Here is a 12,130-nt window from a genome sequence, read left to right as displayed (position 1 = left end):
TTAAAAAATCCCAATCGGGCATTTATTACTACCGACTCGATGTAAATGGAGTTTCGCAAGTAAAACAAATGAGTGTGATTAAATAGTTTTTTTTAATTTTATAAATATAACCTGTCAGTCCCGATAAAAATCGGGATGACAGGTTTTTTTGTTTTGGAAATAGAAATTTGAAATCGCTCCAACTTTACCAGCCTTTACCTCATTCCTGCGAATGCAGGAATCTCATCGAGTGAGCTAAGATTTTGAAGGGATTCCTGCATTCGCAGGAATGTAATTCAGTGGGGATCCATTGGTAGCCCTGCAATTTATGGCAGAGTAACAAGATAGCCATAAAATATTGGAAAATTTAATTACAATTTCAAAAATTGCAATTATCAAAAAATGCCGAAGGTATTTAATGTGAATAGCCACAGGTTTAACCTGTGTAAAATGTGCAATTTCAAAGGAAAGAACCACAAAGTGCTTAAACAAAATCAAATATTTACAGAATTATTGAATTTGTTTTTGAAAGGGAGAATTGGAAACAAAAGGCTTTAGAGCTAATAAACATCTATTAATAGAGTGTTCAACTCATAACAAAATCCGAAAAAATTAAAGATTTTACATATTTGAAAGTGGTAATTGCATTTTTGGACATACAGCTATACACAACCATTTTGCTTTAGTCTTCAAAAATGTATTGCTTTGAGCAAAAGATTTTATACATTTGTGAAAGATATGGCAATAATTAATGGTATTTTGGGCTAAAGCGAAGGATTAAAATAAAATAAGGAACAATTGAAATTTACACAATATTTTCTGCATATGAGAAATCGTCAGGATAGGAAAGATATTCCTCTTGAATGGATTGAATTTGTTTTTAATAATCCTGATTATGAAGAAATTCAAGCTGATGGTAGAATTCGTCGTTGGGCAAAAATAAAAGAAAATAATAAATATCTACGAATAATAATACTTGAAGATTATCAAACAATACATAATGCATTTTTTGATAGGTCATTTAAAAAACAATAATTATGGAATTAAAATATTTTAGTGAAACAGATACGCTATTGATGGTTTTTAATAATAATCAAATTCACGAAACAAAAGATTTAAATGAGAATATTCTGGCCGAGTTCGACAAAAAAGGTATTTTGGTTAGTATGACAATTGAACATGCCAATTCACAAACAAATATCTTTGATTTGTCTTTTCAGCAATTTCCGAAGCAAAAAGAAGATGTTTAAATTTTCTAAAACCCATTAAGGTCCATAGTAACAGTAGGAATTAGCAATAATAATCCTAGTAACATTAAAATTATCATAAAAGGAGTGATCCATTTTACCCATTTTTCGTAAGGGATTTTTGCAACTCCAAGAACGCCAATCAAAACTCCTGAAGTAGGAGTAATCATATTTGTAAAACCATCGCCAAACTGAAAAGCCATAACTGTGGCTTGTCTCGATACTCCAATCAAATCTGAAAATTGCGACATAATTGGCATGGTAAGAGCAGCTTTTGCCGAACCCGAAGGAATAATAACATTTATTAATGTCTGAAAAACATACATCATACTCACGGAAGCCATTTTTCCAAATTCGCCCATTGAGCTTGAGATATAGTAGAGTAGGGTGTCGATGATTTTTCCATTATTCAAAATCATTATAATTCCGCCGGCAAGTCCAACTATCATTGCTGCCGACATAATATCCTTTACACCTTCAAGAAAAAGTTTTGTAATCCGGTTTGGCGAATAGTTCATAGCCACCCCAGACGAAATGCCCATCGCAAAAAACAGAGTTGCAATTTCCATAACGTACCAGCCATAGCCCATAACTCCTACAATTAGAAACAAAATTGTGAACATAAGTAAATTAAGCACAAAAAACTGAGCAGATTTTCTTAAGGAAAAATATCCGGTGATAGCAAATAATGCAGTAAGTATAGGTAATATCGGCAATGTAGATTCAGAATTTCCAACTTTTAGTGTCGATTGAGGAAGAAAAATTGAGTAAATTAATAAGACAACAAATATTATAACAAAGATTACCCATGTAGAAATGTAGTTTTCATGTTTCGTCGATTCCATTCCTTCACTACTGCTTTTGTCCCGCCAGTATTTATCATCTTCATAAACAAGCGATTTTTTTGGATTTTTCTTGATTTTTGCAGCATACCATAAAATGTACGAAATCCCAACAAGATTTAATACAATCCAACAGAAAAATCTATATTCTATTCCCGAAAAAAGCGGAAGGTCAGAAAGTCCTTGGGCTATACCAATAGTGAATGGATTTAACAAAGCTCCTGCAAAACCTAAACCTGCAGCAACAAAACACAGTGATACCCCAACTATAGAATCATAACCCATAGTTATGGCAAGTGGTACAAAAATTATTATGAACGCAATGGTTTCTTCGCTCATGCCAAAAACAGCACCAAACAAACTAAACATCAGCATGATAAGTGTAAGAATAATATTATTTACACCAAGTAATTTTATAAGTTTATAATGTTCAAGTTTTTTAGCGAAAGCGAGAAAAGTAAGAATTCCAACATCAATAGCACGACTGCTGTTCATTATCCAAAAAGCACCGCCAATCAATAGAATGAAAACTATTATATCGGCTTTATCAACAAATCCATCGAAAATAGCTGAAAAAATTTCCCAGGTTTGTGGCGAACTTTTAATGTAGTGAAACGAATCGTTTACAATAATTTCTTTTTTGTTGCCATCGCCAAAATATTTTGTTTCGCGCTCGAAAGCTCCGCCTGGAATAATCCATGTCAGGAAGGCTGATAAAATTATGATGTAAAATACAATTACATAGGTATGAGGTATTTTTTTTGACATATCAATTTTTTTGTAATAAGTTATTTTCTAAATAATTGCAGATTTATTCTATTTTAAATAAACGATAATACATGTTGGGATATATTTGAATTTGCATGCTTGAGCCAAGAAATGTTAGCTCATTTTCTTCGCTGACATTAATATCCATATTCCAGTAGCGCAAAACGCCATTTTGCAAATCGAACTGATAATTTTCGTCTGGGATTGAGGCTCCAAGCTCTGGATAATATCTGATTATTAGATTGCCTTCAGGCAAAAATATATGCACAATGCTATCTTGAAATTGTGTTTCAATGCCATTCTCAACTTTGTATTTTCTGTGCCACGAACCAATTATTCTATCATCGTCAATAGGATTTTCGAAACTGTTTTCGCAGCAAACTACAAAGATGGCTGCAAAAAATATTATTAAAATTGGGATTTTGTTTTTCATCTGGTTCTAAAATTTTTCAAACTCAAACGTCAATCGGCTTTGTTTAGCTCTATGAATTTTTCAGCTAATAGTTTTGTAAATATTTTTGCTCCTTTGTTATTCAAATGCTTTCCATCGAAAGAGTTTTTGGCAATATAAAACTCAGGGTATTTTTTTGCATCTGACAATTCGATGCGATATTTTGGGTCTATCTTTTTAAAAAGTGGTAAAACTTGTCTGTAGCGTTTCCCTATTCCCGGGTGCAAAACAAAAAATATCTTAACTCCATGTTTTTCAGAAAGTTCTATGATTTTCGTTATTTTTTCGAAATGTTCAGTATTGTATTTTTTTACTTCATCGGTGTCGAAATTTTGTTGCAGGCTTATTTTGGCAGATTTAGTCAAAATAGTGGTATCTTCAAAAAACTTGTTTTGCAATTTTATAGCACCTGCCAGGCGTTCAGGAATTTCTGATTGCAAAGGTGCAGTGTATCCTAATAATGGAAAATCTGGAAGTTTTCTATCATTCATTTTATTGTAGGCAACCAAATCGTGAACAAATTGTATATTGAAAATCTGTTCGGCAAAACATATTGTATGATTTTTTATGCCTGCAAGTTTGTTCTTCAATTTGTATTGCGATGTCAAAAGTGATTTTAATGAAAAAGTGTAATAACTTGGTGTGTACCAGTATTTGCCTTTATTTGTGTGGATAACTTTCTCCGAAACTGTGGAAATGCTTGATAATTCAAAAAATACATACTTAATATTCAAGTCCTCATTTTCCAAAAGATTTTCGTACAAATAGTACGATTCGGGTGCTACAATGCTACCACTTCCAAAATTGAAAGAATTAAGGTTATCGCCACTTTGAGCTTTTACTTCTGTATCGAAAAGTTCGGGTATAATATTTTGTCCGGTTTTGCTCGATCCAATGAAAAAAGTATTAAAATGGTCAGCATTTTTTTCTACAAAAATTCTTTTCTGGTGAAAACGCTCACTTCCCCACGAATAGCTTGTTTGCGAATAATATAAAATCTGATTAATCGCAATTACAATTAGAATTAGAATTATTATTTTATAAATTATTTTCAAGATAATTAATTAAGATTTATGAGTTTTCAATTGTTTTAAAAGTTGTTAAAAAAATCATTAATATTCAGCTTATTGAATAATTGTACCATTATATAATTGAATAATTGAACTACTTTTAAAAATCGAAGTAAATAAATTGTTTTTCACCAAATTCTCCAAAGTTTAAAATTATAAAAACCAAAACTATATAAACAGACCATCTTATAAAGAAAGGTTTAGAAGCCAGCCATTCTCTTAGTTTGTGTTTTCTTTGAAAATAATGAACTCCTTCGAGAACTATAATAAATATGAAAACACTAAAAAGTTCAAATTTGCTTACCCCAAGTTCATACCACTTTAGCTCAATATTTGTAAACATCTTTCCAATTATTCTGAACACATCCAATGTTGTATTTCCTCTAAAAAAAATAGAAGTGAAAATGAAAAAGCAAAAAGTGAGAACTACACTTAGATTATTGTAGATTACATCTGGGATTTTTTTTGAAAGCTTTTTTCTAATATTTTTTGTAAGAATTTCGAAATAGAAAGCCAATCCCATAAAAGCACCAAAAAGAATAAATGCCATTTTTGCTCCATGCCAAATTCCAAGAAACAAGAAGGTTGCAGAAATTGAATAAACAACTCCCCAGTGCCCCCATGATCGTCTATTTATTGCAATTGGTCTGTAAATATAATCGTTTGCCCATGACGATAACGAAATGTGCCATCTACGCCAAAATTCTGAAATGTTTTTTGCGGAGAAGGGACGATCGAAATTTTTCATGAGCTTAAAACCCATGACCAAAGCAGCTCCGATTGCAATATCTGTATATCCCGCAAAATCGCAATACATTTGGAAACCAAAGCCAAAAGATGCTAAAATCAAAGGCAATCCTTCGTATTTTTCTACATTATTAAAGACTTCATCTACCATAATTCCAAGTCTGTCAGCAATTACCAATTTTTGAAAAAAGCCCCAAAGCATTAACAATAAGCCACTTTTCAGACGATTGTAATCATACTTTTGTGCAATTCTAAATTGTGGTATCAGGCGAGATGCACGTTCAATGGGACCAGCAACCAATTGTGGAAAAAACGAAACATAAAGAGCAAATATTCCAAGATGTTTTTCAGGCTTTAGAGTTTCCCAATAAACATCTACGGTGTAACTTACAACTTGAAATGTGTAAAATGAAATTCCTATTGGCAAAATCCATTTTAAAGTTGGGAATTGATGGGCAATATTAAAATTATCTAAAATTAGACTAGCCGACGAAATTGTGAAGTTGAAATATTTGAAAAAGAATAATATTCCAAGATTAAGTATTAGATTTCCAAACAGATATGCTTTTCTCCTGATTTCATTTTTAGAGTTACTAATCAAAATTGCTGTCGTATAGCTCGATAAAGTTGAACCGGCAATCAAAAATCCGTATTCGAGCTTAAAACACAAGTAGAAATAATATGAAGCCGAAAGTAAAAATATCCACCTATATCTATGCGGAATTAAAAAGTAAATAATTATTACTATCGGGAAAAAAAATATGAAATGTATGGAATTGAAAAGCATATAGTATCTTTCAAAAGGATTATTATTTTGATAAATGTTCAACTATGCGATCTATCATATCTCCAACATTTTCCATATTAATGATTTCCTTAAATTTGAATTTTATTTCAAAATCACTTTCTACTTTGTCCAACAAAACTGTGTCTAACAACGAATCCCAGTCTTCAATATCGTCAGCGCATAAATTTTCTGTAACAACTAAATTCTCGTTTTTGAAAACTTCTCTGAAAATAGAGTTTAATTTTTCAATGATTCTACTTCTGTCCATATTTTGCATTTTTGTATTTTATTAAATCTAATTCTAATTGATAAAAACCTGTTCCTGAAATTAATCCTATTAGTTTTTGGTTATTAGATTGTTTTTTGTTTGCTATTTTAAAACCCAATTTCTCAAGCGATTTTAGTCCTTTTACATTTTCAACTATAGTAACTACTTGCACTTTTTTCAATTTTTCAAATTCATTCTCAAAAAAATTGATACCGTAGCTAATCATTACTTTTGGAATACTATTTCCTTGAAATTTTGGATTAATATATCCTGCATCAATTTGTAAGGTGCCGGCTTGTCGTTGATGCATTATTGAAGTAAGAAGTTCCAAATCGGTTTGTACTTTTATCCATTTTTCAATTCCAAGATAGTACGAAAGCAAAGGAGCTTTTACAAAATTGCTCGATTGATTTCCATTTCCTTCTATCCATGCAGCTATTCCACCTACAAATTCGCTTTTGTGAAAAACCAAAATAAAATTTTCGCAAAAATATTCGCTTCCTGGAACTTCTTCTTCTAATACATTCTTAATAAACATAAAATATTCCTCGCTGCTCAATTCAAAGATTTTTTGCATTGGTGAAAATTCATTACTCGATTTTTCAGCCTGTATTAGAATTTCTGCAATATAGTCTATATCTTTTATTGTAGCCTTTCTAAAAGATAATTCTGAAATAATATTCGGTAATTTCATTTTATTAAGTATAAATTAATTCAATTTTTCTATTTATAATAAATAGCACTTTTACAATGTTCAAGATACCTTTCAAATAAAAAAATGAAATGTATTGAATTGAAAAGCATGTGATACGAAAGAATAATTCATTTTATGTTTAATGCTTAATTATAAGATTTATAATGTCTCCTACACTTTTTAATATATATCATTTTCTTGAATTTGAAATTCATGCCAAATCCTTTTTCCTCTTACTTTATCATCATTGCATTAGTCAAGGAATCCTAGTTTTATAAATCGTTATCGTTTAATTTTTCAGATACTACTATCTCTTTGCTTTAAAACTATCCTAAAAATAACAGTTAATTTTTTCAAGATTTCACTTCTAGTCATATTTTATATTTTTATAATTAATTAAATCTAATTCAAATTGATAAAAACCGGTTCCAGAAAGAAGTATATTTAATTCGGGAATGTCTGATTGTTTTTCATTGACAATTTTAAAACCGAATTTTTGAAGCGATTTTACACTTTTTACATTTTCAATTATACTAACTATTTGTGCTTTTTTTATTTTAACAATATCATTCAAAAATAGACTGATACCGTATTGAATCAATTTGTGATACAGCCTATTTCCCTGAAATTTGGGCACAACAAAAGCAGAATCAATTTGTAAAATTCCAGATTGTCGTTTATGCGTAATTGTGGCAAAAAGCTTTAATTGATTTGTAGATTCTTTCCATTTTTCAATTCCTAAATAATGAGAGAGTAAACTGGCTTTCAAAAAATTACTTGATTTTTTCCCTTTTCCTTCAATCCAAACTGCAATACCTCCAGCAAATTCATTTTTCACAAAAACTAAAACATAGTTGTCGTAAAAATATTCGCTTCCTGGAACTTCTTCTTCTAAAACATTTTTAATAAGTTTAAAATATTCTTCACTACTCAATCCAAAAATTATTTGCATTGGTGAATATTCATTGTCCGATTTTTCAGCTTGTACTAGAATTTCTGCAATATAGTCTATATCTTTTATTGTGGCTTTTCTATATGTTATGTCCGAAATGCTGCTTGAAGAGTTCATTTGTTGCTTTGCATTATTTAATTCAATCTTTATTGGTAAATATTTATATTCTCTATTTTATAATCTTGTATTTAAAAAGTACTATTTATTGTTTGATCAGCTACGTCTTTTAAACTAAGTTTGTCAATTTTTCCATTTATATTGTATGGCATTTTCGATATGTTTTGAATATCAGACGGTATCATATAGATTGGTAATTTCTGTTTTAAAAAATTGATAATTTTAGTTTTATCTTCTTTTAAATTTTCAACAAAAAGAACAACAGATAGATTTCCTTTTCTATTTTTCGCAGCTATTGCCGATATATTTGCAATTTGCAAATACTCTTTTGCAAAATACTCAATTTCCTCCAATTCTACTCTAAAACCGTCAATTTTTACTTGATTGTCAATTCTTCCAAGAAAAACCAAGTTTCCATTTTCATTTTCAAAACAAAGATCGCCGGTTTTATAAAATGTCTTCTTTTCTGTGTTTTTTATTTTTATGAAGGACTCTTTCGTTTTTTTCTCATTCTTCCAATATTGTTGCGTAATTTGATTTCCTCCTACACACAATTCTCCTTTTTCTCCTCTTTTTAGAATTTCATTATTTTCATTTACAATTACAGCCTCCATATTTTGAACAACTTTTCCTATAGGTAGCACTCCATTGTAAGCCTCTTTTTCCGACTTATTGTTCCATCGATACGAAAGACAAAACACTGTTGTTTCTGTTGGCCCATATACATTTTCAATAATTGCATTCGGAATACTTATAGACCATTCCTTAATTAGGTCGGCATGTAAAGCTTCGCCACCTGAGTGAAAATATTTTAATTCTGGTAAATAAATTTCTGAGAAATAAGGGCGTAGATAATTGAGGAATGATGGAACCACTGCTGCCCAAGTAATTTTATGTTTTTCTAATGTTTTGACAATATTATGATTTAGAACTCCTTTTTTTGAAACTACAAAAAGTAATGCTCCAATGGACAAACACACAAAAATATTTTGCACACTAGGATCAAAGGTCAATTCATACATTTGCAAAAATCTGTCATTTTCGTTGAAATTATATATTTCATTTTTTGTATAGTTGTCAACAAATGAATTTAGATTTTTATGATAAATAGGAACTCCTTTTGGTGTCCCTGTACTGCCTGAAGTAAATAATAGATAGGCAATTTGTTCATCGTCAATAGGTTCAACGGAAAACTCAATATTCGATTTTTCTAATTCTGAAGTTTGAATTATCTTAAATTCATGCAGCTCCTTTTCAATTTTAACATTTGAAGATGAAATTAATACAGTAGATATTTCCGCTTGATTCAGTATGTTTAAGTTCCTGTTTGTTGGATTTTTTAAATTTATTGGAACATATCCAGCTCCTGATGAAAGAATTGCAAGAATTGATGCGTAAGTGTAAATATTATCATCGCCGGTTACAAGCCCAATAAGTTTGTTTGGTTTCGCTTCCAATAATATTTTATCCTTAATGCTCGAAACAATCAGTGATAGTTCTAAATAAGTATAACTTTCATTGTTGATAAAAATGGCTGTTCTGTCTGGAAATTGCTCTAAACTAACTCTAAATCTATGAACTACTGAGTTTTCTGATTTCATTTATTAAATCTTTTATTCAACATTTCTGAAAAAATACTTGCTCCTGTGTGATTCATATGGTCCGGATTTCTGAAATATTCGGGATGTTCAAAAAATACTTTTTGATAATCTGGCACTTCAACTACATTGTCATATTTTTTTGTAATTTCGATTATCTTAGCATAATAATTATCTATATCAAATATATCGGCAACTCCATTGTAGTATTGTTGAGTTAGAGGCATTCTGAAAAGAAGGAGTTCAATATTGTTTTCTTCGCAGATTTTCAGAATTTTTTCAAAATACATAGCTAAATCAGCATCAAAAATTCTGTTGTCAGGAAAATAGAGCCGAACTCTATCTTTAATTTTTTTAAGATTGTGCATCTTGTTCGAGAAATCTGCATATCTGGGTTTATAGCCCAAATATTCTTCCGAAAATTTCGATTCTTTTGCAAGTATCAGAGTTGTCAGAAAATCAAATTGTCCGGCATAGGAAAAGAATTTTGCACCTACCCATTTTTTAATATATTTATTGTTATTGTTTTTATTGCTTTCTTTTTTTACATTATTCAATTCAAAATAATCTATGTATTTTATCCAATACGAATCGTATTTAAATCTCTCGGATCTGAAATATGTAAAAGACGACAAATCTAAGGGAAGTATAATTTTTTCAGGTATATTAATTCTATTTTCGATAAGAAATTTTAGTCGATAGTAAGTTTGAATATAATTCTCGTTAGGAGAGGAGTAGTTGAAACTACTTTTAAAAATTTGTGGATTCACTGCATTTTGAACATGCGAATCTCCGATTAATAAATATTTTGGAGGTGAATTTAAAGATTCAAAAAGTGCATCTTTTTTACTAACATATCTCTGAGAATTACAGAAAGCTTTATATGCAAAATCCATAAATACATTCGCAATAAGCAAAATGAGAATGAATGAAATAATTTTAACTATTGATTTTTTTTGCATAATTAGAATTGGAAGTAAATAAACTCAAGTTCTTCGAAAACTCCAAGTGTTGCAACTAAAATAATGGATATAATATATATAGACCACCTAATAACAATATGTTTCTTTCCTATTAGGCTGATAATATTGTATTTATAATTAAGATATTCAACTATCATTAAAAATGCAATAAGAATTATTCCTAATATAAGTTCATTGTCGAAAATAGCCAAAAAGCCTTGAAGTGTACCAAAATGTAGTGCATTTTGCATAAGTATGAAGGAGTCGTTCAAATTTTTCGCTCCAAAAAATAATGTTGCAAAACTTACCAACAACAGAGTAGTGATAACTCCTAAGGTTTTTAACAGAGTTGGAAATTTGGTTAAACCGATTGTTTTGAAGAATTTTTTTCTGGTTTTATCAGTCCAAATTTCAATTAACTGATATAAACCGTGTAAAACTCCCCAAATTACATATGTCCAGTTTGCACCGTGCCAGAGTCCGCTTATAATAAACACAGCATAAATATTGAAATACCATCTCCATTTCAAAACTCTACTTCCACCAAGCGGAATATATAAATAATCAGTGAACCATGTAGTTAGCGAAATGTGCCATCTTTTCCAAAAATCGTAGAAGGAACGAGCAAAAAGTGGCATATTGAAGTTTTTGATTATGTCAATCCCAAAAACTCTCGCTGCTCCTCTGGCAATATCTGTATATCCAGATAAATCGGCATAAACTTGAACATGCAATAATATCGAAGCTAAAATTATTGGGAAACCATAACTTTCGTCTGGATGATTAAAAATTGTTCCAACAAAAAGTGCTAATCTATCTGCAATAACAACTTTTTTGAAAAAACCCCATAGCATTAGTTTCAAGCCACTAACTACCTCGGCATGTTTAAATGATATTTTTTTGCTAAACTGAGGAAGAAGTCTTGTGGAACGTTCAATAGGACCTGCGACAAGCTGTGGGAAGAATGCGACATACAGGGCAAATTTGCCAAAATGACGTTCTGGCTTAGAGCGGCCTCTGTAAATATCTATCGAATAGCTTAGGGTTTGAAAGGTATAGAAGGAAATACCGACAGGTAGCAAAACATTGAATGCCGGCACGTCATAAAAAACATTGTAAAAATCAAATATTCCTCTTATACTGTCATTGAAAAAATTAAAGTATTTAAAACCAAAAAGTAGCCCAAGGTTTACAAACAAACTGAGCAGTAAGAATTTTTTCCTTTTTTTTTTGTTTTCGGTTTTTCCCATCTGAATGCCCGCATAATAGTCAATGGCTGTTGATGCCATTATCAAAACTATATATTCCATTTTCCAGCACATGTAAAAATAGTAGCTGGCAGCAAGAAGAAGAATCCATCTATATTTATGTTTTAGCAGATAGTAAAGTACTACAACTAATGGAAAAAACCATAAAAATTGAAAAGAATTAAAAAGCATAAACCATATATCAATAAATTACGAGGCGGCGAAAATATTAAAAAAAAACCAAAGAAATCTAAAAAAATCAGCTATAACTCAAAATTATTCAATCATATTTCTTCATTGAATGATTGTTCAAATCGGTTTATAATATTACTTTTGCATTTTTTTGAAGCTTTATATGTTAATTATGTTAACACTTGATATTGCAAGATTGCATTATAGTA

12 protein-coding genes are annotated in these 12,130 nt (G+C 30.3%); 2 read left to right on the top strand and 10 right to left on the bottom strand.

All coding sequences use genetic code 11. The features are described 5' to 3' along the window. Nucleotides 1-777: 777 nt before the first annotated feature. Together HN894_00795 and HN894_00790 are read left to right on the top strand one after the other, a co-directional pair. A complete protein-coding gene (locus HN894_00795; protein ID MBT7141843.1) occupies nucleotides 778-1,014 on the top strand; it encodes a hypothetical protein in 237 nt (78 codons plus the stop codon). Between the two features lie 2 nt (nucleotides 1,015-1,016). Beyond that, a complete protein-coding gene (locus HN894_00790) occupies nucleotides 1,017-1,229 on the top strand; it encodes a DUF2283 domain-containing protein (protein ID MBT7141842.1) in 213 nt (70 codons plus the stop codon). Nucleotides 1,230-1,234: 5 nt separating this feature from the next. On the opposite strand, the gene HN894_00785 is transcribed toward HN894_00790, so the two are convergent. From HN894_00785 to HN894_00740, 10 genes are all read right to left on the bottom strand, one after another. Next, a complete protein-coding gene (locus tag HN894_00785) occupies nucleotides 1,235-2,836 on the bottom strand; it encodes a YfcC family protein (GenBank protein ID MBT7141841.1) in 1,602 nt (533 codons plus the stop codon). Between the two features lie 43 nt (nucleotides 2,837-2,879). Beyond that, the gene (locus tag HN894_00780; GenBank protein MBT7141840.1) at nucleotides 2,880-3,269 is read right to left on the bottom strand and encodes a hypothetical protein; all 390 of its coding nucleotides are present in this window, start codon (nucleotides 3,267-3,269) and stop codon (nucleotides 2,880-2,882) included. 29 nt (nucleotides 3,270-3,298) lie between these two features. Then, nucleotides 3,299-4,342, bottom strand: a complete 1,044-nt coding sequence (locus HN894_00775) for a hypothetical protein (GenBank protein ID MBT7141839.1) — start codon at nucleotides 4,340-4,342, stop codon at nucleotides 3,299-3,301. Nucleotides 4,343-4,457: 115 nt separating this feature from the next. After that, nucleotides 4,458-5,891 (bottom strand): MBOAT family protein, encoded by a 1,434-nt coding sequence (locus HN894_00770; GenBank protein ID MBT7141838.1) that lies wholly within the window; start codon nucleotides 5,889-5,891, stop codon nucleotides 4,458-4,460. Between the two features lie 22 nt (nucleotides 5,892-5,913). Beyond that, a complete protein-coding gene (locus tag HN894_00765; protein MBT7141837.1) occupies nucleotides 5,914-6,159 on the bottom strand; it encodes an acyl carrier protein in 246 nt (81 codons plus the stop codon). Further along, on the bottom strand, nucleotides 6,146-6,853 hold the full coding sequence (locus HN894_00760) for a hypothetical protein (protein ID MBT7141836.1): 708 nt from the start codon (nucleotides 6,851-6,853) through the stop codon (nucleotides 6,146-6,148). The genes HN894_00765 and HN894_00760 overlap by 14 nt, the downstream gene beginning before the upstream one ends. 367 nt (nucleotides 6,854-7,220) lie before the next feature. Further along, nucleotides 7,221-7,922 carry a hypothetical protein gene (locus HN894_00755; protein ID MBT7141835.1) on the bottom strand — a complete coding sequence of 234 codons (702 nt, stop codon included), beginning with the start codon at nucleotides 7,920-7,922 and terminating at the stop codon, nucleotides 7,221-7,223. A gap of 71 nt (nucleotides 7,923-7,993) precedes the next feature. Next, the gene (locus HN894_00750; GenBank protein ID MBT7141834.1) at nucleotides 7,994-9,523 is read right to left on the bottom strand and encodes an amino acid adenylation domain-containing protein; all 1,530 of its coding nucleotides are present in this window, start codon (nucleotides 9,521-9,523) and stop codon (nucleotides 7,994-7,996) included. Next, a complete protein-coding gene (locus HN894_00745; protein ID MBT7141833.1) occupies nucleotides 9,520-10,482 on the bottom strand; it encodes a hypothetical protein in 963 nt (320 codons plus the stop codon). The genes HN894_00750 and HN894_00745 overlap by 4 nt, the downstream gene beginning before the upstream one ends. Before the next feature lie 2 nt (nucleotides 10,483-10,484). Further along, nucleotides 10,485-11,921, bottom strand: coding sequence for an MBOAT family protein (locus HN894_00740; GenBank protein ID MBT7141832.1), 1,437 nt, complete (start codon nucleotides 11,919-11,921; stop codon nucleotides 10,485-10,487). Nucleotides 11,922-12,130: the final 209 nt, after the last annotated feature.

This window comes from Bacteroidota bacterium, from assembly GCA_018692315.1.
GTDB lineage: Bacteria > Bacteroidota > Bacteroidia > Bacteroidales > JABHKC01 > JABHKC01.
The sequence above is the reverse complement of the archived record's forward strand: the minus strand, read 5'-3'. Positions and strand labels throughout refer to the sequence as shown.

Excerpts from the sequence above, each read along its gene's own strand:
- HN894_00790 (MBT7141842.1), top strand. The coding sequence starts at position 1,017 with ATGGAATTAAAATATTTTAGTGAAACAGATACGCTATTGATGGTTTTT.
- HN894_00785 (MBT7141841.1), bottom strand. The coding sequence starts at position 2,836 with ATGTCAAAAAAAATACCTCATACCTATGTAATTGTATTTTACATCATA.
- HN894_00780 (MBT7141840.1), bottom strand. The coding sequence starts at position 3,269 with ATGAAAAACAAAATCCCAATTTTAATAATATTTTTTGCAGCCATCTTT.
- HN894_00770 (MBT7141838.1), bottom strand. The coding sequence starts at position 5,891 with ATGCTTTTCAATTCCATACATTTCATATTTTTTTTCCCGATAGTAATA.
- HN894_00765 (MBT7141837.1), bottom strand. The coding sequence starts at position 6,159 with ATGGACAGAAGTAGAATCATTGAAAAATTAAACTCTATTTTCAGAGAA.
- HN894_00760 (MBT7141836.1), bottom strand. The coding sequence starts at position 6,853 with ATGAAATTACCGAATATTATTTCAGAATTATCTTTTAGAAAGGCTACA.
- HN894_00755 (MBT7141835.1), bottom strand. The coding sequence starts at position 7,922 with ATGAACTCTTCAAGCAGCATTTCGGACATAACATATAGAAAAGCCACA.
- HN894_00750 (MBT7141834.1), bottom strand. The coding sequence starts at position 9,523 with ATGAAATCAGAAAACTCAGTAGTTCATAGATTTAGAGTTAGTTTAGAG.
- HN894_00745 (MBT7141833.1), bottom strand. The coding sequence starts at position 10,482 with ATGCAAAAAAAATCAATAGTTAAAATTATTTCATTCATTCTCATTTTG.
- HN894_00740 (MBT7141832.1), bottom strand. The coding sequence starts at position 11,921 with ATGCTTTTTAATTCTTTTCAATTTTTATGGTTTTTTCCATTAGTTGTA.